This is a genomic window from Cruoricaptor ignavus, assembly GCF_900141665.1.
In the GTDB taxonomy this organism is placed as follows: Bacteria; Bacteroidota; Bacteroidia; order Flavobacteriales; family Weeksellaceae; genus Cruoricaptor; species Cruoricaptor ignavus.
The window spans coordinates 44,751-71,001 of record NZ_FQYI01000004.1; the positions used below are offsets into that span (position 1 = coordinate 44,751).

23 protein-coding genes are annotated in these 26,251 nt (G+C 48.3%); 10 read left to right on the forward strand and 13 right to left on the reverse strand.

Annotation, left to right across the window (positions count from 1 at the left end; genetic code table 11):
* Positions 1-14 precede the first annotated feature (14 nt).
* Complete coding sequence (locus tag BUB43_RS05390; protein ID WP_073179055.1) at positions 15-1,007, forward strand: cation diffusion facilitator family transporter; 993 nt, start codon at positions 15-17, stop codon at positions 1,005-1,007.
* Here BUB43_RS05390 and BUB43_RS05395 read toward each other — a convergent pair.
* Both BUB43_RS05395 and xrtF read right to left on the reverse strand, forming a co-directional pair.
* Positions 1,004-1,447, reverse strand: a complete 444-nt coding sequence (locus BUB43_RS05395; protein WP_073179057.1) for an exosortase F system-associated membrane protein — start codon at positions 1,445-1,447, stop codon at positions 1,004-1,006. The genes BUB43_RS05390 and BUB43_RS05395 overlap by 4 nt on opposite strands.
* Positions 1,431-1,955 carry an exosortase family protein XrtF gene (xrtF, locus tag BUB43_RS05400; RefSeq protein WP_073179058.1) on the reverse strand — a complete coding sequence of 175 codons (525 nt, stop codon included), beginning with the start codon at positions 1,953-1,955 and terminating at the stop codon, positions 1,431-1,433. Before xrtF ends, BUB43_RS05395 begins: the two co-directional genes overlap by 17 nt.
* Positions 1,956-2,011: 56 nt before the next feature.
* Here xrtF and BUB43_RS05405 point away from each other — a divergent pair, with 56 nt between their 5' ends.
* From BUB43_RS05405 to BUB43_RS05430, 6 genes are all read left to right on the forward strand, one after another.
* Positions 2,012-3,022 (forward strand): aminoglycoside phosphotransferase family protein, encoded by a 1,011-nt coding sequence (locus tag BUB43_RS05405; RefSeq protein WP_073179060.1) that lies wholly within the window; start codon positions 2,012-2,014, stop codon positions 3,020-3,022.
* Positions 3,023-3,096: 74 nt separating this feature from the next.
* Positions 3,097-3,516 carry a RapZ C-terminal domain-containing protein gene (locus BUB43_RS05410; RefSeq protein ID WP_073179062.1) on the forward strand — a complete coding sequence of 140 codons (420 nt, stop codon included), beginning with the start codon at positions 3,097-3,099 and terminating at the stop codon, positions 3,514-3,516.
* Positions 3,513-4,226, forward strand: coding sequence for a nucleotidyltransferase family protein (locus tag BUB43_RS05415; RefSeq protein ID WP_073179064.1), 714 nt, complete (start codon positions 3,513-3,515; stop codon positions 4,224-4,226). The genes BUB43_RS05410 and BUB43_RS05415 overlap by 4 nt, the downstream gene beginning before the upstream one ends.
* Before the next feature lie 153 nt (positions 4,227-4,379).
* Complete coding sequence (locus BUB43_RS05420) at positions 4,380-5,087, forward strand: LOG family protein (protein ID WP_073179257.1); 708 nt, start codon at positions 4,380-4,382, stop codon at positions 5,085-5,087.
* 23 nt (positions 5,088-5,110) lie between these two features.
* Positions 5,111-5,599 carry a DUF6702 family protein gene (locus BUB43_RS05425; RefSeq protein WP_317615158.1) on the forward strand — a complete coding sequence of 163 codons (489 nt, stop codon included), beginning with the start codon at positions 5,111-5,113 and terminating at the stop codon, positions 5,597-5,599.
* A 44-nt stretch (positions 5,600-5,643) separates the two neighbouring features.
* Positions 5,644-6,075: a nucleoside deaminase gene (locus tag BUB43_RS05430; RefSeq protein WP_073179065.1), complete on the forward strand. Its 432-nt coding sequence runs from the start codon at positions 5,644-5,646 to the stop codon at positions 6,073-6,075.
* A 1-nt stretch (position 6,076) separates the two neighbouring features.
* On the opposite strand, the gene BUB43_RS05435 is transcribed toward BUB43_RS05430, so the two are convergent.
* The 5 genes from BUB43_RS05435 to BUB43_RS05455 form a co-directional block, all read right to left on the reverse strand.
* Positions 6,077-6,838: a type III pantothenate kinase gene (locus BUB43_RS05435; RefSeq protein WP_073179067.1), complete on the reverse strand. Its 762-nt coding sequence runs from the start codon at positions 6,836-6,838 to the stop codon at positions 6,077-6,079.
* Positions 6,835-8,700 carry a M1 family metallopeptidase gene (locus tag BUB43_RS05440; protein ID WP_073179069.1) on the reverse strand — a complete coding sequence of 622 codons (1,866 nt, stop codon included), beginning with the start codon at positions 8,698-8,700 and terminating at the stop codon, positions 6,835-6,837. Before BUB43_RS05440 ends, BUB43_RS05435 begins: the two co-directional genes overlap by 4 nt.
* A gap of 62 nt (positions 8,701-8,762) precedes the next feature.
* A complete protein-coding gene (locus BUB43_RS05445) occupies positions 8,763-10,421 on the reverse strand; it encodes a DUF6909 family protein (RefSeq protein ID WP_073179071.1) in 1,659 nt (552 codons plus the stop codon).
* Between the two features lie 102 nt (positions 10,422-10,523).
* The gene (locus BUB43_RS05450; RefSeq protein ID WP_073179073.1) at positions 10,524-11,210 is read right to left on the reverse strand and encodes a C40 family peptidase; all 687 of its coding nucleotides are present in this window, start codon (positions 11,208-11,210) and stop codon (positions 10,524-10,526) included.
* 216 nt (positions 11,211-11,426) lie between these two features.
* On the reverse strand, positions 11,427-13,628 hold the full coding sequence (locus tag BUB43_RS05455; protein ID WP_073179075.1) for a glutamine synthetase III family protein: 2,202 nt from the start codon (positions 13,626-13,628) through the stop codon (positions 11,427-11,429).
* Between the two features lie 167 nt (positions 13,629-13,795).
* Between BUB43_RS05455 and BUB43_RS05460 the strand changes: the two genes are divergently transcribed.
* Positions 13,796-16,075: a DUF5686 family protein gene (locus BUB43_RS05460; RefSeq protein ID WP_073179076.1), complete on the forward strand. Its 2,280-nt coding sequence runs from the start codon at positions 13,796-13,798 to the stop codon at positions 16,073-16,075.
* A gap of 67 nt (positions 16,076-16,142) precedes the next feature.
* Here BUB43_RS05460 and rpmA read toward each other — a convergent pair whose 3' ends face one another.
* Together rpmA and rplU are read right to left on the reverse strand one after the other, a co-directional pair.
* Complete coding sequence (rpmA, locus tag BUB43_RS05465) at positions 16,143-16,400, reverse strand: 50S ribosomal protein L27 (protein ID WP_073179078.1); 258 nt, start codon at positions 16,398-16,400, stop codon at positions 16,143-16,145.
* A 27-nt stretch (positions 16,401-16,427) separates the two neighbouring features.
* Entirely contained in the window at positions 16,428-16,802 is a 375-nt protein-coding gene (gene rplU / locus BUB43_RS05470) for a 50S ribosomal protein L21 (RefSeq protein ID WP_073179080.1), read from the reverse strand.
* A gap of 226 nt (positions 16,803-17,028) precedes the next feature.
* On the opposite strand from rplU, the gene BUB43_RS05475 reads away from it, so the two are divergent.
* Together BUB43_RS05475 and miaE are read left to right on the forward strand one after the other, a co-directional pair.
* Positions 17,029-18,858, forward strand: coding sequence for a fibronectin type III domain-containing protein (locus tag BUB43_RS05475; protein WP_073179081.1), 1,830 nt, complete (start codon positions 17,029-17,031; stop codon positions 18,856-18,858).
* A 103-nt stretch (positions 18,859-18,961) separates the two neighbouring features.
* The gene (miaE, locus tag BUB43_RS05480; RefSeq protein WP_073179083.1) at positions 18,962-19,540 is read left to right on the forward strand and encodes a MiaE family protein; all 579 of its coding nucleotides are present in this window, start codon (positions 18,962-18,964) and stop codon (positions 19,538-19,540) included.
* Between the two features lie 54 nt (positions 19,541-19,594).
* Here miaE and porW read toward each other — a convergent pair whose 3' ends face one another.
* The 4 genes from porW to BUB43_RS05500 all read right to left on the reverse strand — a co-directional run bounded on the left by porW (position 19,595) and on the right by BUB43_RS05500 (position 26,160).
* Entirely contained in the window at positions 19,595-22,264 is a 2,670-nt protein-coding gene (porW, locus tag BUB43_RS05485; protein ID WP_073179085.1) for a type IX secretion system periplasmic lipoprotein PorW/SprE, read from the reverse strand.
* A gap of 62 nt (positions 22,265-22,326) precedes the next feature.
* Positions 22,327-22,902: a Maf family nucleotide pyrophosphatase gene (locus BUB43_RS05490; RefSeq protein WP_073179261.1), complete on the reverse strand. Its 576-nt coding sequence runs from the start codon at positions 22,900-22,902 to the stop codon at positions 22,327-22,329.
* On the reverse strand, positions 22,902-23,423 hold the full coding sequence (locus BUB43_RS05495; RefSeq protein ID WP_073179087.1) for a KdsC family phosphatase: 522 nt from the start codon (positions 23,421-23,423) through the stop codon (positions 22,902-22,904). The genes BUB43_RS05490 and BUB43_RS05495 overlap by 1 nt, the downstream gene beginning before the upstream one ends.
* 34 nt (positions 23,424-23,457) lie before the next feature.
* Positions 23,458-26,160, reverse strand: a complete 2,703-nt coding sequence (locus BUB43_RS05500) for a TonB-dependent receptor (protein WP_073179089.1) — start codon at positions 26,158-26,160, stop codon at positions 23,458-23,460.
* Positions 26,161-26,251 lie beyond the last annotated feature (91 nt).

The following is a 26,251-nucleotide window of genomic DNA, read 5'->3' on the forward strand; positions in this document are numbered from 1 at the left end:
GATTATTTAAAAAAATGAGGCCGTCCGAAAAAACGAAATTCTCATTTCAGCGCAATGTAGCTGTGGTGGGAATTTTGCTTTTTGCGGGAAAACTTCTGGCGTGGCTTCTCACCGATTCTGATGCGATTTTTTCCGATGCGATGGAAAGCACCGTGAATATCATTGCTGCTTTTATGGGTCTTTATTCGTTGCACATCGCATCAAAACCGCGCGATTCCGACCATCCTTACGGCCACGGAAAAATCGAGTTCGTCACTTCCGCTGTGGAAGGCGCGCTCATCATTTTCGCCGGAATTATGATTATCATTCAGGCGGGAACTTCGCTGGCAAAAGGCAACGAGCTTCATAAGCTGGATTGGGGAATTTTCATCGTAGCGGCAACCGCCGCCATCAACTATCTTATGGGCTATCTCTCTGTGCAGAAGGGCATCAGGGAAAATTCCGCCGTGCTGATTGCCTCGGGGAAACATTTGCAGAGCGACACCATCACAACAACCGGTGTGGTGCTGAGCTTGGTGCTGGTTTACTTCACGAAAATTTTCTGGATTGATGCGCTGGTTGCCCTGTTTTTCGGCGGCTACATCATTTTCGTTGGGTATAAAATTATCCGCAGTTCTTTGGTCGGGATTATGGATGAAGCCGATGTAGAGCTGCTCTCTGGCATTGCGGAATTTCTTGAAAAAAAACGGCAGCCACAGTGGATTGATGTGCACAATATGAAAATTCAGCAGTATGGCAGCAGCCTGCACATCGATGCGCACCTTACTTTGCCGTGGTATCTGGAGCTTCGTGCGGCGCACGCCGAAATGGAAAACATCGTGAAGGAGATTGCGCAGCATCTTGACCGGCCTGTGGAATTTAATTTCCATATGGATGACTGCCAGGCCTTCAGCTGCCACATCTGCACGCTGGAAAACTGCCCGGTGCGCAAACAGCCATTATCCCAAAAAATCACCTGGAATTTTAAGACAATTACACAGCCCGAAAAACACGGGAAAGGCCACTAAGCGAGATTTCTCTTCTGCATCTCCCTCCGGTAATAAAACATCGGGACAATCAGTAGGATAGCTATCGGCTGGATGACAAAGCGGCGCACATAAAATGAAAACAAATTCCCAATGCTGAATTCGGTGTGCAGGCAGTAGAGATAGATAGGAAAGGCAATCGCAAAGACGAGGGCTATTAATAATGCTGCCTGAACTGTCCACCTTTTATTCCGGAATAAAAAATGAACGATGACGAGCGAAAAAACCAGGTTGAGAACGAAGCGGAATAAGTGGCTGAGAATCAGCGGAAGCCACTCGAACTGTGGGAATTTTCCGTGCTTATCGGCTTCGTGGAAATACTGCAAAAAAGGGTCGTAAAACAGTTGGTCTTCGAAAAAGCGCACCGCTACCAAGCCTGCAATTCCTGCCAAAACCAAGAGCCAATCAAAAAGCCTTCTCATCTTTCAGCACAAAAACTTTAATCCAAACCAGCCACAAAATCACAACGCTGCCGTAAATTACCGCAGGAAAAAGATAATCGTGGCCGATTTTAAAATATTTCTCGCCCTGAAAATACATCAGGTTCAGCCCAGCAATTCGTAACACATTCATAATGTGTAAGATAACGAGCGAAATCAGCGCGAAAACGAAGGTTTTCCTTCCTTTATAAAAAGCAAAAACGAACGCCAAAAACAGAATCATCACGGAAATCGCATTGCAGCCCTCCACCATTCTGGTCGGCTTTTTTCCGTTCACCTGAAAATACGCCGTTTCGTAGCGGTGGTCCGGGATTAATTTTGATTCATATCCCAAAAAATTCTGCACGGCAACCACTTGTTTTCCCACCCACATTGAAACTGAATCCAAACCGCTCTGCGTGTTGAGATACAGCTGGTAAAGCAGCAACAGCGCAATGTAGATGAGCACGAAGCGCAGAAGGATTTTCAGTACTGGTTTGAAATCGGACATCGTTGCAAAGATAGGTTTTGGCTGCAAATTTGGCAAAAATCTTAAATTTGTAAGCGATGACGGACGAACAGGCATTAGAGTTTTTCGAAAATTTTTCCGCCGGAAATGTGCGGGATTTTAAAAGGCTGGCGCAAAGCGGTTCGGCAAGAATTAACTGGCTGGCGATTTCCAGGGATAAAAATTTCATCGTAACTTTCAACGAAAATCTTCGGGAAAATGAAGCCTTCTTTTATTTCTCGGAACTTTTTTCTGAACTGAATCTCAATACGCCAGAAGTCCTGAAAATTTCGGATGACCGCAAAATCTATGTGCAGGAATTTCTCGGCGCAAAAACCCTGTCGGAAATTATCACGGAAGAAGGCGTTTCGCAGCGTGTGAAAAATCTCGTGAGGCAAACCTTGAACAAACTTCACACCCTTCAAACTAAAACTTTAGGGAAAACGGATTTTGCCAAAACCTTCGAGTACGAAAGCTACGATGCGCTGCCTGTGATGCACGATTTGTATTATTTCAAAAACTTCATTGCGGATGTTTTGGAGCTGCATTACCACAAATCATCGCTGCTGAAAGAATTTCAGAAACTGACGGAGATTGTGGAAAATTTGCAACCTAAAGTATTGATGCTCAGAGATTTTCAGGCTAGAAATATTTTGGTGAATCACCAGGACGAAGTTTTCTTTATCGACTATCAATCTGCGATGGAAGGCCCGGCGATTTACGATGCGGTTTCGTTTCTGTTTCAGGCAAAGGCCAATTTTCCAGAAGATTTCAAAAATGAAATGCTGGAGTTTTACTTTTCACTTTGGGAGAATCAAGCGCAACGCGATAAACTAAAAAATTCGTTGAAGCCCGTAATGCTGATGCGCTTCCTGCAGGTTCTGGGGGCATACGGTTTTCGCGGGCTGGTTCAGCGGAAGCCACATTTTCTGCAGAGCCTGAATCTCGGCATAAAAAACATTACCGAATTTTCAGAAAACTGGGAAGAAATGCATCGTTTCCCGGAGCTCAAATCCGTAATTGCTCAGCTGGATTCTGAAAAGAATTTAGACATAAGAGCCAAGATATAACGATAGATTTTAGCGAAATGCAAGCCTACCGCTAACAAATTTTTCCTTAGTTTTACGGCTGAAAGTCTGATTTTATGGCGCTGAATATCGACATCCACAGTTTTTCGTACAAGAAGGGCGGCATCCCGAAAGATGAATCGGGAAATGGCGGCGGTTTCGTTTTCGATTGCCGCGGCATCCTGAATCCCGGGAGAATTGATGAGTATAAATCGCAAACAGGCAGCGACGAAGCCGTGAAAAATTACCTGAAAGAAAAAACGAAAATCCACGATTTCCTGAGCGCTGCGGAGCAGATTATTTCCATCAACATCGATGATTATCTGGAGCGCGGCTTCGAAAATCTGCAAATCAATTTCGGCTGTACAGGTGGGCAGCACCGCTCGGTTTACGCCGCCAATCACATCGCGGAATTTATCCGGGAAAAATATCCGCAGGTTTCGGTGAAACTGACGCACGACGAACAGCCACAACTCAACCAACACGCTGCAGAATGAAAGCGATGATTTTCGCAGCAGGCATGGGCACCCGCCTGAAACCCTTTACTGACGAGCATCCGAAGGCATTGGCCCCGGTAAACGGTGTTCCGCTTTTGGAGAGGAACATTCGATACCTGCAGAGTTTCGGGATTAATGAATTCGTGATTAACATCCATCATTTCGCGGAACAGATTGTTGATTTTTTAGAAAAAAATAAAAATTTAGGCGCGATAATTCACTTTTCCGACGAAAGCGCAGAGCTTTTGGAAACCGGCGGAGGCTTGCTTTTTGCCAAAAATTTTCTGAATGGGGATGAAGATTTCCTGGTTATGAATGCCGACATCCTCACCGACCTGGATTTACGACCGTTCATCAGCAATCATCTTCAAAACAAAAACCTGGTGACGCTGGCCGTTTCGGCAAGGGAAAGCTCGCGTAAACTTCTGTTTAACGATGAGATGATTTTGCGCGGCTGGATCAACAATAAAACCGGAGAGCAAAGGCTGGCGGAAATTAATTCTGGATTTAAAGAGCTGGCTTTCAGTGGGATACACTGCATTACCCCGAAATTTTTCAGCCTGATGAAGCGCACCGGAAAATTTTCCATCATGGAAGAATATTTGGATTTGATGAAATCGGAAAAGATTTTCGGCTATGAGCATCAGGCCAAACTAATCGATGTAGGCAGAGCAGAATCGGTGAAGGAGGCGGAACTTCTATTTAAGTAAAAAGTTTAAGAACCGAGACACAAGAACCAAGGACAAAGTAAAAAGTAAGCTTACGGCATAAAGCCTATAGCGTAAAGCGATTAAGTAATGAAAACCAACAAGATACAGCCAGATTACGATGTAAAAAAAGACGAGAGCCTGATAAATCCTGCGGTGGAAAACGAGGACGGCAGGCTGCAGGAGAGCTTCCGCAGGAAGACCTGGAATGAGAAGGTGACGAAGGATAGCTGGATGGTATTTAAGGTGATGGCGGAGCTTGTGGAAGGCTACGAAAAAATGGCGAAAGTTGGGCCGTGCGTTTCGATTTTCGGTTCGGCAAGATTGAGCCCGGAGGATAAGTATTACAAAATGGCGACAGAAATTGCGCATAAAATCACGGAGCTTGGTTTTGGCGTGATTACAGGTGGTGGCCCGGGAATTATGGAGGCTGGGAACAAAGGCGCTTTTGAAAACAACGGTACTTCAGTAGGGCTGAATATCGACCTGCCCTTCGAGCAGCACCTAAATCCGTACCTAAATCCGCAGTATACGATGAATTTCGATTATTTCTTCGTGCGGAAGGTGGTTTTCGTGAAATATTCGCAAGGTTTCATCGTGATGCCAGGAGGCTTCGGAACGCTAGACGAACTGACTGAGGCGCTGACATTAATCCAAACTAAAAAAATCGGGAGATTCCCAATCGTGCTGGTTGGCAGCGATTTCTGGGCACCGCTTCTGGACTGGTTCAAAGATACGCTGCTTGCCAACAACCTGATTTCCGAGCAGGACCTCAATCTTTATAGGGTGGTAGATTCTGCGGATGAAGCTGTGGCGCACATCAAGGCGTTTTACGACAAATATGCGGTGAATGTGAATTTCTGATTGGCATATAATTTGAGCAATGTTTGTCAAACGATTTAATGATGAAGAAGTTTTTCAAACAGTTATTTTTTCTCGGGCTTGTGCTTGCAATGAGTTTTGCCAATGCGCAGTTTTACTCATCAATGACGAAGGCTGACTTTGTGGAGGGCAATAAGTCGCTGAAATTCACGACGAAAATGAACACCGAGCACATTTCCAACGCCATAAAAATCAATCCAAATACTGCGGGCTTTGAAGCGGAAGTGAAAAAGTATGTGAACCGGAATTTCAATGTGGCGGTTAACGGTAGCGATAAGCCGCTGACCTTTACTGGAAGCCAGGTGAACGGAGAATCGGTATGGGTGTATTTTGAGGCTGGAAGCGTGAGCGATATTAAGTCGCTGAAAATCCGCAATTCGATTTTGATGGATGCCTACCCGAAGCAAACGAATGTGGTAAATGTGGCGTACAAAGGGCAGCAGAAGACGATGAGTTTCCAGAAAGGCAGGGAAAGCAGCGAGATTAGTTTTTAAAATTTAATACTTTTCGCCCGAGAATTTCGGGCGTTTTTCTTTGTATGTTTAGCGACGAATACTTTATGCGGCTGGCTTTGAAGGAAGCGGAGGAAGCCTATCATCAGGGCGAAATTCCTGTGGGCTGCGTTGTGGTCTCGCAAAACCGAATCATCGCCAGAAGCCATAATCTGACTGAAACGCTGAACGATGTAACGGCGCACGCCGAAATGCAGGCGATAACTTCTGCCGCGGAATTTCTTGGTGGCAAATACCTGAAGAACTGCACGATGTTCGTAACGCTGGAGCCCTGCGTAATGTGCTGCGGTGCGCTGAACTGGGCGCAGATTTCGCGGCTTGTCATCGGTGCAAGGGACGAGCAGAGAGGCTTCATCAGCAAGAATCTTTCGCTTCACCCAAGAACGGAAATGAGCACCGGAATTCTGGAAGCGGAATGCTCAGAGATTGTAAAGCAGTTCTTTCGGGAAAGGCGGTGAGTTAGTCAGAATTCATTCCCAAAAAATACAAGCCCTTCAGCGTGTGCAGCCTGTCGGCGATGTGGATTTGCTCGGTGAGTGGCTTGTAGATGTGGGAAACGCCTCCTGTTGCTATCACGAAACAATCGTCCTGAACTTCGGCGTTGATGCGCTGTATGAAGCCTTCCACCATCCCTAAATAGCCGTACACCATACCGCTCTGCATACAGGTTTCCGTATCCAGGCCAAGCACAGATTTCGGCTTCGTGAGCTCGATTTCCGGAAGCTGCGCCGTTTCGCCCACCAAAGATTTCAGCGAGGTGATGATGCCCGGCGCAATGATAACGCCCACCGTATCGCCATCTGCCCTGATGCAGCTCACGGTAAGTGCAGTGCCGAAATCGATGATGATTTTCGTTTTATCCGGGTAAAGCTTGTGCGCCGCCACAAGGTTGGCGTAGATGTCTGTACCCATTTGCTGAGATTTCATCGGCACTTCGCTCGGCGTATTCCTGTCCACCACGATTGGTTTTTTACCGTGAATTTTCTTCAGCGCCTGAGAAATTTCGTGCGTAAGCTGCGGCACTACGGAACCGATGATGATGCGGTCTATAAGTTGCGGCTCTATGCGGTGCGTTTGGTACAGCATCATAAATTGCGCCTGCATCTCGTCACTTGTTCGGTAGGGCTTAGTGTTGATGACCCAGGAAATATCGCAGTTGTCATCATCGAAAAGACCGAAGCGAATGTTGGAATTCCCGATGTTTACAATGATGGATTTCATCGTTTTCCGTTTTTTGAATTGGTTAAATCTATGAAATTATCTTCCGGGTTTACATCCGCCAACCTTTGCGAAAAATCGATGCCAAGGGCTGCAATTTCGCTTTTGCTGAAAGGCAGGGTGAAGCTGTATTCCTTCTGCGTCCAAGGCCAGAAATTCAGCGTGGTAAATTCTCCGTAAACATCCTGCTTTTTCCGGTTTCTGGTAAGGTTGGTAGGGATGTTATAGGTTGTAATTTTTCCATCCTTCGTCAGCACGCCGAAATCTATCGGCATCGGCACGCCGCCTTTGTTGATGAGCGTTACCGTAGTTTCCGCCGCACCGTATTTCACATCCTTTATTGCGTAGTCTATCGTTTTCGTAGTATTTATCCAGTAGTGGTAGAACCATTTTAGATCCATCCCGCTCACTTTTTGCGCAATGTGCATAAAATCCCTTGGCGCAGGGTGCTTCATCTTCCATTCATTGTAGAATTCCTTCATCACGGTGCTTAGCGCAGGCTCACCGATGATGTATCCTAGCTCTATCAGGAACATCTGCCCTTTCACATACGATGCGTGGGAATACGCCGCGCCGCCATCGTGATGATCGGCAAGCCAGGATGCCGGCGTTTCCATTCCTCTTTTGGTGAAATTAATGTAGCGCTGAACGGTGTCGAAAAACGGATTCGGCACAGGGTTTTCCGGCGGGAAGAGCCTGTACATCGCATAATCTTCGGCATAGCTGGTGAAGCCCTCATCCAGCCAGGGATACATACTCTCGTTGCTTGCCAGCATATGCTGATACCAGGAATGCGCCGCTTCGTGGAACATCAGGCCGCAAAGCCTTTCCAGCGTAGAATGTTCGCCCAGCATCAGCGTACACATCCCGTATTCCATACCGCCATCACCACCCTGGATAAAGGCATAAGACGGATAGACATACCTGCCGAAAGTTGCATTCATCAGCTGGAAAAACTTCGTGACAAACGGCTTGCTTTCTTCCCAAAATTTCGTGCGCTCATTTTTTTGGTAAACAAAATAAACCTTCGGACCGTCAAGAATGGTAAAGGAGTCCACAAAATAATCACGGTCTGCCGCCCAAGCGAAATCAAGGATGCTCTTTGCCGTCCACCTCCAGGTTACTTTTCCGTTTTCATCCGGCGTTATTTCAGATTTCTCTGCATAGCCCTTCACTTCCCTTGGATTTTCCAGAGTTCCGCCGGCACCTATGATGTAATCCTTATCGATTTTAATGCTCACTTCAAAATCTGCAAATGGCGCGTGAAATTCCCTGCCCACATAATCGAAGGCCGCCCAGCCATCATAATCGTATTCCGCAATCTTCGGGTACCATTGCGTCATCGTCATATCTATGCCCTCGCTGCTGTTCCTGCCTGCCCTGCGGATTTGCTTCGGCACCACGGCATCCCATTCCATCGTGAATGTGGTGGTAGCGTTTGGCTTCAGCGGCGCTGCAAGCTGCACCTTCATCACCGTTTCTTGAATTTCAAATTTCAAATCCCTGCCGTTCTGCTTTATAAAATGGATGTTCTGAGCGCCTTCTTCATTTTTCGGGATGCTCTGCAAGCGCGAAACGCCGTTCGTTTGAAGCCTGCTATCGCCCATTTTTCCCTGAGCCTGCGCCCTTTGGTCCATCATGGAATTTGGGCGGAAGGCATTCCAGTAAAGGTGGAAGTACACTTCGTGCAGCTCGTCCGGCGAATTATTGGTGTAGGTAATGCTTTGGCTGCCCTTGTAGGTAAAGTTCGCCGCATCTACATCTATTTCCATTTTATATTTCGCAAACTGCTGGTAGTAAGACTTTTGCTGAGCGGAAAGGAAACTCATCAGCAGGAGAAAAATGATGCTCGGGATTTTTTTCATCTGAATTAAAAAATTTGAAAGATTAAAGGATTAAAAGATGGCAGGACTTGAAAAATAAAAAATCAGCCCAGAATCTTTTCGAGAATTTTGTAAGTGATCAGGTAGGTAGGCTTCACGCCGGCAATACCAAGGCCCCCCGAAGAAAGCGTGCTGCCGGTTTCCAGCGGATTATCCGATGCATAGTAGGCGTAGCACAGGAACAGATCCTTCGAGATGTGCCGCCGGATTTGCGATGCTATCTGGATTGCTTTCTGGTAGTGGGCACCCTCCATTTCCAGCCCTATCGTTTTCCAGGAGCTGTTCAGGAAGTAGGATAGGATGTCCCTATTCTGCAGGGATGTGCCCAAAACCGTGAGCATACTGCCTTCGAAAACCTGCAAATCTTCTCCTTCGAAGTCGGATTTTTTCAGCGCGTTTTCAAACGGGTAATTGTCCGCCGTTCCTTCAAAAATGTGTGAGGTAGGGATCATTATATCGCCCTTCTGCCCTTCCAGGATGCCGGCCTTTCCCATTATGGAAATGGATTTGATGTGCATCGTGTGCACCTCATCGCCGATTGTATAAGGCCGCAGCAATTCATCCATAATCTCAAAAGCCTGCTCACCAAAGGCATAATCGAACACCACTATTACATCATCACCGCTGTAGCCGCTGTCTGCAAACGGCGTATTTTCCAGCCGGGTTTTCGCCAGGTCGATAATCTGCACATCAATGTTGCTGCCGGAATTATCCTTGATGTAAATCATCCCGTTCCGCGTGGCGGTTTGCAGCACCTTTTCCTGCAAGGCCCTATCATTGCTGATGTCTTCATAAAGCTTGTAATCCACGGAAGAACTCGCCGATTTCCCGAGCGCCTCGTTCGCGAAAAGCATATTCTTCACGGAATGCATATTGGCGGAAACTATGTGCAGCGCCTTTCCGTTCAGCCCGTTTTTCGCCAGGGTTTCCTTCACGGCATCAGCCCATTTTTCACCAAAAAAATGATGCCCTACGCGCTCCCTCAGCACCGCGCTGAAAAATACTTCGCGTTCTCTAATCTCCAGCAAATCGTCCAGGCTCGTTTTGCCAAGCCAATAGATGATTTTAAACAGCCTGTCTGGATTTTCATCCGAGCCAAACCTATGGTAGGATTGCAGAATTTCCTCAAAGGTCCGCCCCAGCAGTGCCGAGACTTGCGTGAGCGCCACCTCTTTCTCCTGCCTGCTTTTTTTTGCACCGAGCGCTATTTCCTCAATCATCGCCCAAGCGCGGCGCGGCCTGTAGTCTTCGTCTTTCAAAAAGGCAAGATTGCGGATTTTATCCGCCTCAATGTAGAGGAAGGTGAGGTGGGTAAGGATGTCGTAAATTTCCGACCTGCCCAGCAGAACTTCGATGTTCATCTGGTGCTGATCGATTCGGAAGCAGTTCCGCCGGCGTTTTTTTGGGACAATGACTTCAAATGAGCCCTTGCCGAAACCCTCGTCAGAGGTCAGGAATATAAAGGGCGTTTCCTCGATGCCTTCCGGAAGCCTGTCCAGCACATAGAGGAGCCCATCCAGCTCCACCTTGTTGGCGATGCCCATAGAGCCGTAGATTTCCGGAGAAATGGTCATTAGCAGGTTTCTTAGCTGCTCTCCGGAGACTCCTCCCGGCTTGAAGAAGCCGCGATAAAAAAGGTGCCGCATGCTCACATATAGCCGCTCTATTGCTACGGTGGATTCTCGCGCCCGGGAGTTGTTCATTATAAACAGTTGTCGGTTGGGCTACAAAGATAGCAAATCATCCTCGGGCTTAAAATAAAAAAATGCCGCCCAAAAAGCGGCTGTGAAGATAAGTCGTTCGCATTAGTTGCGGACAAATCCGCTGGATTCCGTGAGCATATCGTTTATCACCCGTCTCGCCTGAACAAACCTTGGCCCCCAGTACTTGTCGGAAAGAGCGGAAATCATCACTCCGCGGGATGTGGCTGCGTGAATAAACCGCACCTCGCCGCTTTCATCTACATCGTGCACGATGCCCACATGGCCAATTCTGCCGCCGCCGTGCGAGAAAAATACAAGGTCTCCCACCTTCAGCTCTGAGCGGGAAATGCGCTCACCCTGAGAAGCCTGCGAGGAGGATACCCGCGGCAGGTCTATGCCAAGGGCGGCGCCGAAAACAGACAAAACAAAAGCCGAGCAATCTATCCCGCTTCGGGTGGTGCCCCCGTATCGGTAGGGCGTCCCCAGGTAAGATTCTGCTTCGGCAATTAGGGAGTTTATTTTATTTTCGTGGAGGATGGCTTTCTCTATCTCAGCCTTTTTCCTGGATGCCTCCAAATTGGCGAGGGCGGCATCAATCTGCTTGGATGGGGAGTACTGTTTTTGTGGCTCCGTCAAATCTACTGCCGCAATTGGAGTAACTTTGGCATCAGATTTGTAAGTGTTACTCTGAGGAGAAGCTGGAGCCGACACTACATAATTTGTAACGCAAGACTGCAGGCTTAAAGCGGAAAAAAAAGCGGTCAGGTAAATTAAAACTCTTTTCTTCATATATTTTGTTCTATAGTTGAAAAAGGTTTTGTGATTCACATCAGCAAGGCAAAAGTATAAATAAGCCCCTGATAGGTTGGGCAAATGATCTTTCACAGAACAAATTTTAACATCTTTTAACATTTTCGCTTAAATTTTTAGCAAACTAAAACGCCAAAACCTGAGACATCTCAGGTTTTGGCGTTATTTTATTAAGAGATTTTAACAGCTGTAAATTTACCTCGTGAAAAGCATCTCGCGGTATTTCACCATCGGCCACAGTTCATCATCCACCATCATTTCCACGGCATCGGCAGCATCGCGGATTTTACCAAAACGCGTGCGGACATTGTTGCAGAAAAAATCTGCCTTTTCCTGCGGGTCGGCTATGGCAAGTGCCTCCGCACGCGCTGCCAGCAGCTCATCTACACCCACCTTGATCTGATGAACATTCGCGGAAAGTTTCCGTATGAGATCCAGCTGCTCCTTGGCAACTTCCTGAAACTCACCCTCCGGGAATATCTCCTTAAGGCCTTTCACATTATCTACCAGTCTGGTTTGGTAATTCAACGCTGCAGGGATGATGTGGTTGCGGGCAATATCGCTGAGGACGCGGGCCTCTATATCCACCTCCATACTGTAGTTTTCCAGCTTGATTTCGTTTCTCGCTTCGAATTCTTTTCTGGTGTAGATGCCGAGTTCCTCGTACAGGTTTATGAATTTTTCATCCAGCTCCAGCTTCAGGGCATCCGGGGTGTTTTTTTTATTGTTAAGTCCGCGTGCGCCCGCTTCCTGCTCCCATTCGGAGGAGTAGCCATCGCCCTCGAACAAGATTTTTTTCATTTGTTTGATGTAATCCCGCAGCACATTGAATATCGCCTCATCCTTCTTTAAATCTTTTGTGAAAATCAGCCGGTCAACTTCCTTTTTAAACTCCTGGAGCTGCTTGGCCATAATGGAGTTCAGCACTATCATCGGCCCAGCGCAGTTTGCCGAGGAGCCTACCGCGCGGAATTCAAATTTATTTCCAGTGAAAGCAAACGGCGAGGTTCTGTTTCGGTCGGTATTATCGAGCAGGATTTCCGGGATTTTGCCGACCACATTCAGTTTCAGCTGGGTTTTTTCCTCGGGGGATAGTTTGCCGTCGTTCACTTTTTCCAGCTCATCCAGCACGGAATAGAGGTGGCTGCCGATGAATGCGGAGATGATGGCCGGCGGAGCCTCATTGGCGCCAAGCCTGTAATCGTTGCTCGCGGAAGCTATGCTGGCGCGCATTAAATCTGCATAATCGTGTACAGCCTTCAGAGTATTGATGAAAAATGTGAGGAACCGAAGGTTTTTCTTCGGATTTCTTCCGGGGCTCAGCAGGTTTTCGCCCGTATCTGTGCTAAGGGACCAGTTGTTGTGCTTGCCGCTGCCGTTCACGCCTGCGAAGGGTTTTTCGTGGAAAAGGATGTGGAAATGGTGGCGGTGGGCGATGCGTGCCATCACATCCATCAGCAGCGAGTTATGGTCTACAGCGATATTGGCCTCCTCGAACATCGGTGCCAGCTCGTACTGGTTAGGCGCCACCTCGTTGTGCCGCGTAGTTACCGGGATGCCCAGCTTTATACATTTTATTTCCAGCTCTTTCATAAAATTCATCACCCGGGTGGGGATCGAGCCAAAATAGTGGTCTTCCAGCTGCTGCCCTTTCGCTGGGGCGTGGCCAAGGAGTGTTTTCCCGGTAATTACAAGGTCCGGCCTTGCCTGGTACAGCGCGGTATCCACGAGGAAGTATTCCTGCTCCCAGCCGAGGGTGGCTATCACCTTGTTTACATTTTTATCAAAATATGATCTGCAAACCTCCGTGGCAGCCGCATCTACAGCGTTCAGAGCGCGCAGCAGAGGAGTTTTATAATCAAGCGCCTCGCCTGTGTAGGAGATGAAGATAGAAGGGATGCACAACGTGGTACCCATGATGAACGCCGGGGAGGTGGGATCCCAGGCGGTGTAGCCGCGCGCCTCGAAGGTGTTTCGGATGCCTCCGTTCGGGAAGGAGGAGGCATCCGGCTCTTGCTGAATGAGCATATTGCCGCTGAAGCGCTCGATGGCGCGGCCGTCTTCCGTAGGCGTGAAGAAGGAGTCGTGCTTCTCTGCCGTGGTACCGGTGAGCGGCTGGAACCAGTGCGTATAGTGCGTGACGCCCTTGCTCATCGCCCAGTCCTTCATTGCTGCGGCGATCTGGTCCGCCGTGTGCCGCGGGATTTTTTCCCCGTATTTCATGGCAGACTGTATGGCGGAAAAAGCCTCCCTGGTAAGGTAGGCACGCATCGTATTTTCGTTAAAAACATTCTCTCCGAACAGGTCCGAAAGTTTTTCAGGTACCTGCACGGCATTTTCTCTTCTATAATCTCTGAATGGAAGCGTTTTAAGCGCATTAAATCTTAAAGTGGACATATACCCCTGTTTTTATGGGGCAAAGTTAGTTTTTTTTGGATAAATTGATAGAAGTGCCCCGAAAATTTTGTTGGCAGATTACTTTTTTATTGTTTTCAGCCCAAAATCAAATAAGTGTTTAAATATAATATTTGCCTAAATTTGCAAATCTTTTCCTTTGAATTTTGATGAAAATCAGATACCTGCTGTTCCCATTACTCTTCGCGATTCCGCTGCACGCCCAGGAGGATACGAAGGAGATAGAGGGCGTTACCATAAAATCCGGCATGAGTAAGTACAAAAATAGGCGAGAGAACCCTGCCTATGCCATAATGCAGGAAGTGTGGAGGCGGAAACGAAGCAACGGACTGGCGCAGTACGATACCTACAGGTACAAAGAGTATGAAAAAATCGAGATAGATGCGGCGAATCTCGACAGTGCTTTTACGAAGAAAAGGCTCTTCCGCAATATGGACTTCATCTTCGATTATGCAGACTCGACAGCAAGCGGAAAGCTGCTGCTCCCGCTTTTTATCAATGAGTCGATATATAAAACCACCGGGGAGAACCGACCGCAGCAGAGAAGGAAGCGCCTGCTGATCGCGCAGAAAAATTCAGGCTTTGAAGGCAACCAGGTCATTACCAAAACCGCGCAAAACCTCTACCGCGACATCAATATCTACGACAATACGCTGAATTTCTTCGATATCGGCTTCCCGAGTCCCGTGTCCTCCGACGGCTTTTCCACCTACGACTACGAGCTGGTGGAGGAAACCGTGCGTAACGGTGCCGAAGTCTACCGGATAAAATTCCAGCCAAAGCGTGCCGATGTGCAGGCATTCGCCGGGGTGCTTTATATTTCGAAGGAAAGCTATGCCGTGGTGCAGGCAAACCTCCGTTCCACGAAGCAGCTGAATGTAAATTTTGTGAACTCCATAGCGCTACAGCTTTCTTACGACAACCCGGATGAGCATACCTTCCTTCCGCTGCAGATCTATACCGAGCTACAGCTCTCCATTTTATCCAAAAGTAAAGAAGCCCAGTCCATGCTCGCCAAACGCACGCTGAATATCTCCGATTACGAACTCAATGTGCCGCTAAACAATGCTGACTTTGAAACCAGAAAAGAGGAACTAGAGCCGGATTTCGCATCGCGAGATGAAGAGTTTTGGATAAATTCGCGCGCCGAGGAGCTTACGAATCAGGAGAAGGCCATCTACGAAATGCATGAAAAACTGAAACAAAATCCGAAATTTCAGCGTGTAGTAAAGGCTTATGAAACTTTGGAGTCCGGCTATGTGAATTTCGGAAATAAAATCGATATCGGGAATCTCTACAGCATCTATGGCCGAAATGCTGTGGAGGGCGACCGTATCCGGCTGGATGCTCGCACTTACTTTTCTCAAAATGATATGTGGCGCGTGCAGGGCTATCTGGCATACGGCTTCCGCGACGGGAATTTCAAGTACGGCGGAGAGGCCAAATATATGTTCAATAAAGTGAACCGCCTTACCCTCGGGGTGGCGGGGCGCAAAGATATCGTGCAGATGGGCGTGCAGCTGACTGGCGACGAAGGCATTATGAGCAGGACTTTTGCGTCTTCATCTGTTTTCAGCCGTGGGGAAAATGCCTCCCTAAGCGAGGTAGGGCAGGGGAATATTTTCACATCAATAGAACCCTGGAAAAACATCCAGCTGCGGCTGGACGGCACTCTGCAAAGCATACGATCCGCAAACCCCGATGGTTTCAATCTGGAATATTTCCGCCAGGGCGAGCTTCGGAAAACAGTGAACGATTCTCACCTAAGCTTCAGCGTTATCGCCAGGCCGGGCGCGCTTTACTCGAAGAGCGGCGTGGAGCGCAGCGAGCACTCCACCCTGGCGGCCACCATTGTGGCACGGTACTCCCGCGGCATCGAGGGGCTTTTCAATGCAGATTTTACCTACGATAAACTTCAGCTGCTTCTTTATAAGCCTTTCCTCACAGGGAGCTGGGGAAGGATGGAGTTGAGCCTGGAGGGTGGCAAAAATTTTCAGACTTTGCCGCTGGCGCTTCAGAATGTGATCCCTGGCAACCAATCCTATTCGGTGGTGCAGAATACTTTTGCACAGCTGAATTATTACGAATTCGTAGCCGAGCAATATGCAACCCTGCATCTTGAACATCATTTCAACGGGAAACTTTTCTCCTTTCTGCCCATTCTGCAAAAATTGAAATTAAGAGAAATACTGATGTTTCGCTCGGCGGTAGGCTCGCTGAGCGACGAGGCGAAATCCATCAATGTGGATGGCTGGCGGTACTCTGCGCCGGCAGAGCACCCGTATTATGAATATGGCTTCGGGATTGAAAATATCGGGGTCGGCAATCTTCGCCTCTTCAGGCTAGATTTCAACTGGCGGGGCAATTATTTGGAAAACCCCGGGGCGAAACGGTTCGGGGTAAAGTTCGGCTACAGATTCTATTTCTAAATTAGCAAAAATTAAACAAAAAAAATCCCGGCAAAACTGTCGGGATTTTTAATGCTATGTAATCTGCTTAAGCGTTAGGCTCTACAGAAACGAAAGACCTTTTGTTGGCTTTCTTTGTGAATACCACCTTGCCATCTACCAGTGCGAAGAGCGTATGGTCTTTGCCCATACCCACATTTTCGCCAGGGTGGTGCTTAGTTCCGCGCTGCCGCACGATGATGTTTCCGGCAATGGCATTCTGCCCGCCAAAAATCTTTACTCCAAGCCGCTTGGATTCTGACTCTCTACCGTTTTTGGAGCTACCAACTCCTTTCTTGTGTGCCATCTTATTCTAAGGGTTTTGGGTTAAAACTTAATTTTCTGCAGCAGCCTCTTCCGCGTTTTCGGCCTGCGTCTGCTTAGCCGCCGTACCATCGGTAAGCCCATTGATCCCTGTAATACGGATCTGCGTCATTTGCTGCCTGTGGCCGTTTTTCTTCGCGTAGCCTTTTCTGCGTTTTTTCTTGAAGACGATCACCTTATCCGCCTTCACATGATCGATAATTTCTGCATCCACGGAGATGCCATCTACAGCCGGGGCGCCCACTGTGGTTGTGCCGTTTACAGTCAGGAGAACTTTATCGAAGCTCACTTTGTCGCCTATCTCCCCTTGCAGACGGTTTACAAACAGCTTGCGGTCTTGCTCAACTTTATATTGAAGCCCTGCTATTTCTACAATTGCAAACATGTCTTAAATTTGGTTTATAAATCAGGCTGCAAAAGTAGGAATTTTTTTTTAAATAAAGCACCCTTGTTTTTAAATATTTTATACAAAACCAAACCTTGGCAACTTCTCAGCTGAAGGACCTGCCTCCGCTCCCCGCGATCCAGGATTAAATTAATGATTTCTTAATATAAATTTAATGCTGTCTTGGTATCCATTCATCAATTTTGTAACTGCAAATTTTAAGCAAATGAAATACAAAATAGCAAGCCTGAAGGTGAAGGCTACCGCACTACTCGCCTTCGCCTCGGCTCTCGCAGAGGCGCAGGCCCTACCGAAAGACTGGAATGAATACTCCATCCCATCCGTCAGCGAATATTATCTCGGCGGCAGAGATGCTTCAGCTCTGAAGCCGAATACCACGCCGTTCAGCATTAATATGACAATCCACGGGGATCCGAGAACGCGTATGGGCTTCGCTTGGTTTACCAATCAGATTCCTGCGAACGACGGAAGCGTGGTCCAGATTGTGGCTAAGGCAAACGCTACAGAGGCAGATTTCGCGAATGCTGTCTCTATTCCTGCCGCAGAGCAGAAATTCTCTATGAACTACATGAGTACAAAAAATGTAAACGAGAAAAGAACGCTGGAGCAGGAAGCAAAGAAAGATGGTATCTCGCTGCCCAATTTCAGGAACTATACCTCGCACAAAGCAGTAGTAGAAAACCTTACTCCAGACACGGACTATTCATTCCGCGTGGGCAAGGAGGGCGCGTGGAGCGGCATCGGATCCTTCCGCACCGCGCCCCAGGGTGGCGGTTTTACTTTTAATTATACAACTGACACCCAGGCGAACACACTTCAGATGTTTGATATTTCTGCTAAGACGATAAACCGTGCGATGAAGATGTTCCCCAATGCGCTCTTCAACCTGAATACCGGCGATTTCATTGAAACGGCTTCAACATCCACAACTACCAACAACGCCTCCGAGTGGGAGTGGGAAAGATGGTTCGCCACTATGCAGGAACACTGGCTCACCACGCCCCTGGTACCGGTACTTGGCAACCACGATATGAGCGTGATAGATGTAAACTTCCACCGCCATTTCAATACCGACACTAGCTGGAACGCGGAGCATCCGCAGGTGGCAGCGCGTATGGACGGGGCTAACTACTCCTTCGTGTATGGCAACACGCTGTTTATGGCGCTGAACTATGAAGAATATAAAAAAGGGGGCTACCTGGAGACCCTGGGGGAGTGGATCACCGAACAGGTGGCGAAACACCCTGATGTAAAATGGAAGGTGCTGATGTCTCACCGAAATGTATATACCGGCGCCAGCCACCACGCAGATGCTGACCAAAGGCTCATCCGCGAGAAAATTCTTCCGTACATAGAAAAAAGCAACATTGATGTATACTTCCAGGGGCACGATCATGTTTATGAAGTTATCGGCCCGGTAAGCGGGGGCAAAGTAGTGGAGGGCTCCGTAACGGAACAGGAAACCGTAAAAGGCGGCGTACGGGAAAATATGACCGGGAAGCTCGGGGGCACTTATAATGTTTATAAAGGAACACTTTATCTTGTAAACAACTCAGCGGGCAAGAAAAAATATGAGCCTAAAACAGAGGCACAGATGAAAGCCCTGGAGGGATTCACCAATGTGAAGGACTATTACAAGCTCTTCACCGGGCGTTTCGGGCAGACTGGCGAGCCGACTTTCAGCAATGTAATAGTAACCGACGATATGATGAAAGTGGCCACCTATACGGTAAGTGATGAAGGCGATGCCACGCTCTTCGATGAAATTAAAATAATAAAAAAAGAGACAGCCCTGAATGTCGCAAACCTCGCCACAAACCGCCACACCTCCGTGTACCCAGTACCCGCGAGCGATGTACTGAATATCTCCACGGAGCAGATCCAGCAGGCAGATATTTTCACCACGGAAGGCAAGCTAGTCCTTAGCTCCCCTAAAAGCAAAATAGATATCTCAAAACTGACCAAAGGTAGCTATGTGGTGCGCGTAGTACTGAAAGACGGCTCCGCAAGCACGCATAAAATCCTTGTAAACTAAGTTTACTAAATAAACTGTAAATCCGCTCCTAAGCCTGGGGCGGATTTTTTTATCATTTGCAAATTTTTACCCTTGAATCTTTAATTTTGCCCAAACTAAAAAAATGTTCAGATTAAAACTTCCTACAGACCCCAGGTGGGCGAATATCGCCGAAGGCAACCTCGAGGAAATCCTGACGGACCACGCCTGGTGCGAGCAGAAGGCTGCCACCAACGCCATCACCCTCATCACTATGCTGCCGGAGTACCCCGAAATCATCACCGAGCTCCTCGCCATCGCGCAGGAAGAGCTGGAGCATTTCGGAATGGTGCACGAGATAATTCTGAAGCGGGGCTACACATTCGGCAGGCCGCGCAAGGATGATTATGTAAATGATCTGGCTAAATTCATCGTGCAGGGAACGCGCGCGGAATATATTATCGACAGGCTGCTGTTTGCCGCAATGATTGAAGCGCGCAGCTGCGAGCGGTTCAGGGTTTTAACGGAGTATATTAAGGATGATGAGTTACGGGAATTCTACCGAGAGCTAATGATTTCTGAGGCAAATCATTACACCACCTTCATCGGCTTCGCAAGGCAGCTCGGCGATCCTGAGACCGTAAATGCCCGCTGGGAGCAGTGGCTGGAATATGAGGCGGGCGTCATCGCTTCCTACGGAAAGAGGGAGACGATACACGGGTAACAAAAAAGCCCGGTTTTGCCGGGTTTTTTTATTTTTTTAATTTGATTTTTAAACTTATCTCTCTGCAGATTTCCTCATAGATTCCACATCCTGAGCCGGGTTGCCAAAGCCGTCGTTTTTTCTCATCCCCGGCGTGCGGAGTGGAGGCCTCTCTTGGTTGCGCCGCATCACGGGAGAGGTAGGCATTTCCGAATTCTGCATTGGCTGCACCACATCTTGCGTGGTATTGATTTCCGGTATGGGGCGGTTGGCTTCCTCGAGCCTTACCCTGGAGGTAGGCACGGATTCCCTCTCGATGCCCGCGGGGTCATCCCCGTCTAGCGGGTTTTCTGCCCGCGCCTGCGGCGCGGCCTTTTCGGCAGCAGGGATGCGGTTGCCACTTTCATCCGTCATTTCCATCTGTAGGTCGCTCTGCAGGTAGTTCAGCATTTCCGCCGCCTTCATCCCCTCCGGCGTTTTGGCATAGTTTAGGGCGAGCTGTTCCAGTTGGAGGATCATAATTTCCTTACCTGCAGTTTTCCCGGTGTTGTAAGCGTTCAGCAATGCAAATTTCGGAACCAACGCATCTTTTGGATACTGCTCTAATGATTTGGAAATCAGCGACATGGATTCTTCATACTTCCCGTCTTCATACAGGCTGAATGCATCGGTGTAGGCTTTTACCACTTCCTTTGAAGATTGCGTAAAATCCGTATTCTTCGGGTTTTTCACAAATTCCGCATAGGAAGTATAGGGATAATCGCTCAGTATGATCTGCTTGGCACGCTCGGCGGCCTGCGGATTTTGTTCATAATTCATAGCGAAAATCTGGTATAGTGCCTGCAGCCTAACCTCATCTTCGGGCTTGGCATCCGCCAGGCTGTAGAGGGTCTCCGTAGCGAGCGGGCGGTTGCCGAAGTAGGCATTGTACATCCTGCCGAGTCCCAGGCTCGCCGTGTCTCTGGCCTTTTTCAGCGAAGCAATTTCCTCGGGATTTTTTGGCAGGTTTTCGGTGTAGAATTCTACCTCGTACCTTCTCGGGTCGCGCACGGAAGCGATGCCCATACTTTCGTTTTTTGCATCTTCCAGCGTTCGGTTTCTGCTGCTGTAGCGCCAGTTGTCCTGCGCGGAGCGGCTTCCCCAAATTTGCTTAAAATCTGCCTGGCCTCTTGCTACCGTACCCTGGTTAGCGAAGTAAAACCCCCCTCTGCTTCCCCCTGCGGAAAAATCCTGGAAGCCCCTCGGTGCAGAATTCATTGCTGCGTTTGTATCGTAATCACCGGTGTCAAAACCTTTCGTTCTTTCGCGCTGCCGTGCAAGTTTCGCCGCCTCTTCATCCTCGCGCATTTCTTTTTTCCGAATCTCGTCGATGTGTTTCGCAAAGAATGCATTGCGCTCATTTTCAGGCATTTGCACTAAATTCAAGATGGAATCGTTGCGCTTTACCAAGTAATAATTTTTGGTAATATCCTTTATGTTTTGGGACTGAAGTTCCAGCTGTGCTTTCTGCGGCTGATAGGTCATCACCGCAACAGCGGAATCGTAGTAGGCGCCTGCCGCAATGTAGTCGCTTTCGCTGAGGTACGCCCTGCCGATTTCATAATAGGTAAGGCCGCGAAGCTGCGGATCCGAAAGCTCTTCCCTAAGGGCAAGCCGGAAGAAATTCTGCGCATCTTCGGGCTTTCCGGCTTCGTTCGCCATCAGGCCAAGCGCATAGTAAAACTCGTTTTTCCGCGAAGAGTAGGTTCCCTTCTTGCTGATATTTTCCAGGTAGTTTTTCGCACTTTCATAGTCGTCATTTTTCCCGCGGAAAGTTTTAGCGATTTCAACCTGGGAGCGTACTTCAAACTGAAAATCGTTCGAGTATTTATAAGCCGTGGCAAAGCTTTCCCGGGCATCTTCATTCCGGTTCAAATCCGCCAAAACCTGCCCGCGAAGAAATGCGATACGGCTCCTCAGGTAGCGGTTTTTGTTGGCAGTAAATGCGTTCTCCAGCTCATTGATAGCAGACTCTTTCTTCCCTGCTGCCAGCAACATTTCTGAGTAATAAATGGTTTTAAGTTTGTCGTAAGACCGTGGCATCCCGTTCAGCGAGCGGAAGATTTCATCCGCACGGAAGTAGTCGCCGAGCTTTGTGTATGCCTGCGCCTGGTATACCTTTGCCAGCCCGATGCGCTTGTCCTCCGGCATCGTCGTGAAAATATTGTTCAGGGCATCCAGAGCCTCGAGAGGCCTGTCCTGAAGCAGGCGAACTTGGGCCAGCGTGATGTAGGCATCGAAAATGGTTTTGTTTTTTTCCCTGCCATTTTTTATGACAGAATATTTTGTAATGGTTTTCTGCGCCTTGGCAGCGGCGATATCCAGCACGGATGTACCAGCATTTTGCTGACTGATGAATCCCGGGCGCGCGAGCTGCCTCCCAGCTTGGTTTGTAGGGTTTCTCCTACCCAGCGCTGACGAAGGATCATCATCATCCGAAAAGAAAGAATTCGAAACATCGAAATTACTGCCGATAGGCTGATCTTCTTCCTTCAGGATTTTGATGTAGGGCTGGTAAAAGTTGTCCTGGTGAGATTTCTTGCGCCCGTCGATTTCCGCTTTCAGCGCTTCCTGCCCGTTGAAGAGCGTGTTGTAGTAGGCCGTGTATTTCTTCAGCCCGAGATTTTTCTCTTTTTTATAATTGTTCTTCGATGAGCAGGCCAAAAGTGTGGCGATGCTCAGCAGCAGTAAGATTCTGTTTTTCATCCTGAAAAAGATAACTTTTTTCTGCGGCGTTTATTGTGGGCCGGCGGAAATAGTTTCCAAAACTAATGAATTTGCGGCAATGCTGGAAACTTTCGTAACTCATTGTATAGCAAATGAGTAGGCAGGCCCATTATGGTGTAGTAGCTGCCTTTGATCGCGGAAATCTTCGCCATACCGAGCCATTCCTGAATGCCGTAGCTTCCGGCTTTGTCCAGCGGCCTGAAGTTTCTGACATAATATTCCGCTTCTTTGGGCGATATTTCATCGAAAACCACTTCTGCCACATCGCTTTTCGTGGTGATGCCTCCCTGAATTTTCACGGAAAACCCTGTGAAAACCTTGTGCGTTTTCCCGCTCAAATCCAGCAGCATTTGCACCGCATCGCTTTCGCTTTCTGGCTTGCCGAGAACTTTGGTATCGTTTACAACAATGGTGTCCGCCGTTATCAGGAGTTCGTCGGCTTCCAGATTTCGGAAGGCGTTGGCCTTTTTCGCTGCAAGGTAGAAGGCGATTTCTTCCACCGGTAAATTTTCGGGAAATTCTTCATCCGAATTGATTTCCGCAATTTCAAAGCGGTAGCCCAGATTTCTCAGCAATTCTGCGCGGCGTGGCGATTTGGAACCCAGCAGTATTTTCATCATTGAGACTGTATGTTGTCTTCTTCCTTCCAATCGCCACGCACCTTCATCACCTGCTCTATCACATCGCGCACCGCACCTTTCCCTCCGAAAACTGGCGAGATATAATCTGCCACCGCCTTTATTTCCGGAACTGCATTGGCAGGGCAGGCACCGATGCCGGAAAGCCGCATTAATTCCCTATCCGGAATATCATCTCCCATCATCAGGATTTCCTCGTTCTGCAGGTTGTATTTCGCCTTAAAGTGTTCAAAATCAATCCGTTTGTTTGGTGATTTTGGGTAATAATCAGAAATTCCGAGATAATGGATCCTGTGTTTCACGCCGGGATTATCACCACCGGTAATCACGCCGAAGCGATAGCCTTTGCTGATGGCCTTTACTACGGCATACCCATCCAGCACGTTCATTGTGCGGCACATTTGCCCGTCCTCCAGCAGCATAATGCTGCCGTCCGTAAAAACGCCGTCCACATCCAGCACGAAGGTTGTGATGTTTTTCAGTTTTTCCTTGTAGCTCATAGCGAAGCAAAAGTAAAAAATTTAGGCGAAGCTCTTACTTAAAATTAAACTTTACTACTGCCAATATTTGTGCCGGGCGCAGCTCTATTTTAGAATATTGCTCCGATAATGTGCCTACCGAATAAGTTTCAAAAGCCTTCCTGTTGCCGATATTCACCCACCGCAGCTCCAGGTCTATCTTGCGCTTCGTAAGTGTATACTGGTAGGAGAGGTCGAAAAACGCATTGCTGTAGTCCTGGCTGCCGCTGCCACTGTTAATCTGATCCCAATTAAAGCCAATGATTTGATTTTCAAAAGGATAGAAGAACGCCGCAAGCGTATGAGTATAGCCATTGCTCTTTATTGTAAGGTCTGCGGTGCGCTGCTTGTTCCAGCTCAGGCTGGCATTATAATCCAGGCTCATCCACTTAAAATAAGTGTTGTTGAATTTCAGCCCAAGGCTCTGCGTATTGAGTTTCGTCCCTAGCAAAAGACCGTTGCGCATCTGCTCGCTCTCTGTGCTGTTGATCCTCGTGCTGACTGAAACATTGGTTTTAATTTTCGGAAAATACTTGCCGATTTCTCCACTGAAAGAATTACTGTCAGAATCCAGGTCACGCAGGAGGTACTCTACCGTGCTGGTGCCGATGCCCGCGGTGAGGAAGTTTGGGGTAAGGTTTCTGCTCGTGTGGCTCCGGCGGTAGGTGGTATTGAAGAAAAGATTGTTCAGAGGGTTGCGGTACTCCAGCCTCGGCCCTGCGCTCAGGCTGCTGTTTTCCGCGATAGGATTTTCAGGATTCATCTGGCTGAACCTGAGAGGATCTCGCAGGATGCTGCCGGCATATACATCGCTGATGCTCCCGAAACTGTGGTTCCAGGAGCCCATTATCCCGGCCTTCCAGAAGGAAGCAAAAGAATACATCGCGAAGAGGTTCGGGTCGAAGGTTGCCTTATCAAGCTTCTTTTCGAAATTTCTGAAATCATCCTTTGCCGAAATATGGTTGAAGCTCACCGGTAGCCGGCCCATCAGCTGCAGCGCATTGTTTTTCATACTGATGCCCACCGCTGCATACGGTACAGACTGGGTAAAGCGCAGATCGTTTCGGAATCTCTCGCCGTAGTTTATATCAGATGTAGCGCTTTCTCCGCTGAGGAGCGAGTTCATATCATTGGTCTCGATGTCAAAGCCCACTTCCGGCGTTATGTTGAGCCCTAGTGCCTTGAAGGTTAAATTGGCGGAATGCTGCGCGTGGAAGGTCTTTATCCTGAAATCCTGGCGGGCAGTCTGTGCACCCAGCCAGTCGAAATAGCCTATCTGTGCGTTGCTCCGCAGCTCGGGAATCCGTATATAGTCCGCCGGAAGTATGCTGAGCGTCTGCTTATCATCCTGATAGCTGATGTAAGATCTCAGGTTGACGAGTTTCTCCTTCCAGGGGATCACGGTGCTCAGGGAATTTTGCAAAGCCGTGGTGGGCGCCTCTAGTGTCTGCCAGGCATCGCGGCTGCCGAAAAGGGCATCCTCCCGGTGCGCCCCGGCGCGGTCTGCATTCCAAAACTGTGTAAAGCTTGTCACATTTTTGAAGAAACCTTTCTTGGCATTTCTGGTAAAGATCAATTCGCCTTTCAGCTGGTCCGTGAAAAACCGGTTGTAGGTGGAGGAGGAGTAGGTCTGGTTAAATTCCAGGTCGCGGGTCAGGCTGAAATCCCCCCGTTTTATAAAATTATTTGTGTAATTCGCATTCGCCTTCAGCTCCCACTCCTGGTTTTTAAAAGGGTTGGTAAGGATGTTCGCGGAAAGGAAGTGCACATTGTTTAAAAGATAGCGCTGCTCCGGCACGGAAGGCGTACCGGCCTGCTCCAGGTTCAGCCAGATGTTCTGCCCTGCCTGCACGCGGCGCCCCTCCCAGGCGTTGCCAAAGGCAAGCATATTTCCCTCGTTTTCCACGCTTTCGCCGGAATTGTTGGTCTTATAATTGGCCACCCACTGGTTTTTGCTCCCGAAGAACATCGGCGTGAGCTTCAGATTCCAGAGGAAATCATCCTCGTTAAAACCTGCGCCTGCCTCGCCACGGCCGGTCATCGTCACCTGCTTTTTCAGGACGATGTTCAGCGCGGCCTGCTCGCTGGGCACTTTGTCCTGAAGTACCTTTACCGGCTGGTGGTTTTCCATCACTTCCACTTTCTGCACGGCATCTTTCGGCAGGGAATTGTTCACCACGCCGTAGCGGCCCTCCATCAGGTCTTTGCCGTTTACATAAAATTTGTTGATAGGCTCGCCCTGGTAGAGCACGGTACCGTTCGCCCGCACCTCGATCCCGGGAATTTTTTTCAGAACATCAGCAATACTTCTGTCCGCCTTGCTCTCGAAGGCTTTTATGTCGTAGCTTATGGTATCGCCTTTTTTGGTGATGATGCGCGTTTTCAGCTTTACCTCTTTGATTTCTGTAGCTTCGCCCTGGAGCGAAAAATTTGCCGTCTGGTCGGTATTTTTCACCACCTGCTTCTGAGGTTTATGGTTGAACGCCTTTACATTTATTTCCACATTCGGCTCTGCCGTGCTAAAGGTCAGCTTATAATCCCCCTTTGTATTTGTAATACCGTAGGCAATTATCGTCTCCTTGCCAGCATCAGAAATGGTAACGGATGCGCTGGGCACGGCGGCACCCTCCGAATCCGTAACCTTCCCAGAGATGGTTTTTTGGGCAAATAAGAAAAAAATACCAAAAAAGGTTGAAAGAAAGGTAAAAAACAGCCTCATAAGTTCGTTAATGTGAAAATAGTAAAAATCTCACTTATCATTATTGTTGGCTAAATTAAAAATAATATTCGAATATGCAATTTTTTTCGGT

Coding starts and splice junctions, on each gene's coding strand:
- BUB43_RS05415 (WP_073179064.1), top strand. CDS start 3,513: ATGAAAGCGATGATTTTCGCAGCAGGCATGGGCACCCGCCTGAAACCC.
- BUB43_RS05450 (WP_073179073.1), bottom strand. CDS start 11,210: ATGAAGAAAAGAGTTTTAATTTACCTGACCGCTTTTTTTTCCGCTTTA.
- xrtF (WP_073179058.1), bottom strand. CDS start 1,955: ATGTCCGATTTCAAACCAGTACTGAAAATCCTTCTGCGCTTCGTGCTC.
- BUB43_RS05430 (WP_073179065.1), top strand. CDS start 5,644: ATGTTTAGCGACGAATACTTTATGCGGCTGGCTTTGAAGGAAGCGGAG.
- BUB43_RS05460 (WP_073179076.1), top strand. CDS start 13,796: ATGAAAATCAGATACCTGCTGTTCCCATTACTCTTCGCGATTCCGCTG.
- BUB43_RS05405 (WP_073179060.1), top strand. CDS start 2,012: ATGACGGACGAACAGGCATTAGAGTTTTTCGAAAATTTTTCCGCCGGA.
- BUB43_RS05475 (WP_073179081.1), top strand. CDS start 17,029: ATGAAATACAAAATAGCAAGCCTGAAGGTGAAGGCTACCGCACTACTC.
- rpmA (WP_073179078.1), bottom strand. CDS start 16,400: ATGGCACACAAGAAAGGAGTTGGTAGCTCCAAAAACGGTAGAGAGTCA.
- rplU (WP_073179080.1), bottom strand. CDS start 16,802: ATGTTTGCAATTGTAGAAATAGCAGGGCTTCAATATAAAGTTGAGCAA.
- porW (WP_073179085.1), bottom strand. CDS start 22,264: ATGAAAAACAGAATCTTACTGCTGCTGAGCATCGCCACACTTTTGGCC.
- BUB43_RS05500 (WP_073179089.1), bottom strand. CDS start 26,160: ATGAGGCTGTTTTTTACCTTTCTTTCAACCTTTTTTGGTATTTTTTTC.
- BUB43_RS05435 (WP_073179067.1), bottom strand. CDS start 6,838: ATGAAATCCATCATTGTAAACATCGGGAATTCCAACATTCGCTTCGGT.
- BUB43_RS05445 (WP_073179071.1), bottom strand. CDS start 10,421: ATGAACAACTCCCGGGCGCGAGAATCCACCGTAGCAATAGAGCGGCTA.
- BUB43_RS05495 (WP_073179087.1), bottom strand. CDS start 23,423: ATGAGCTACAAGGAAAAACTGAAAAACATCACAACCTTCGTGCTGGAT.
- miaE (WP_073179083.1), top strand. CDS start 18,962: ATGTTCAGATTAAAACTTCCTACAGACCCCAGGTGGGCGAATATCGCC.
- BUB43_RS05390 (WP_073179055.1), top strand. CDS start 15: ATGAGGCCGTCCGAAAAAACGAAATTCTCATTTCAGCGCAATGTAGCT.
- BUB43_RS05395 (WP_073179057.1), bottom strand. CDS start 1,447: ATGAGAAGGCTTTTTGATTGGCTCTTGGTTTTGGCAGGAATTGCAGGC.
- BUB43_RS05490 (WP_073179261.1), bottom strand. CDS start 22,902: ATGAAAATACTGCTGGGTTCCAAATCGCCACGCCGCGCAGAATTGCTG.
- BUB43_RS05410 (WP_073179062.1), top strand. CDS start 3,097: ATGGCGCTGAATATCGACATCCACAGTTTTTCGTACAAGAAGGGCGGC.
- BUB43_RS05455 (WP_073179075.1), bottom strand. CDS start 13,628: ATGTCCACTTTAAGATTTAATGCGCTTAAAACGCTTCCATTCAGAGAT.
- BUB43_RS05440 (WP_073179069.1), bottom strand. CDS start 8,700: ATGAAAAAAATCCCGAGCATCATTTTTCTCCTGCTGATGAGTTTCCTT.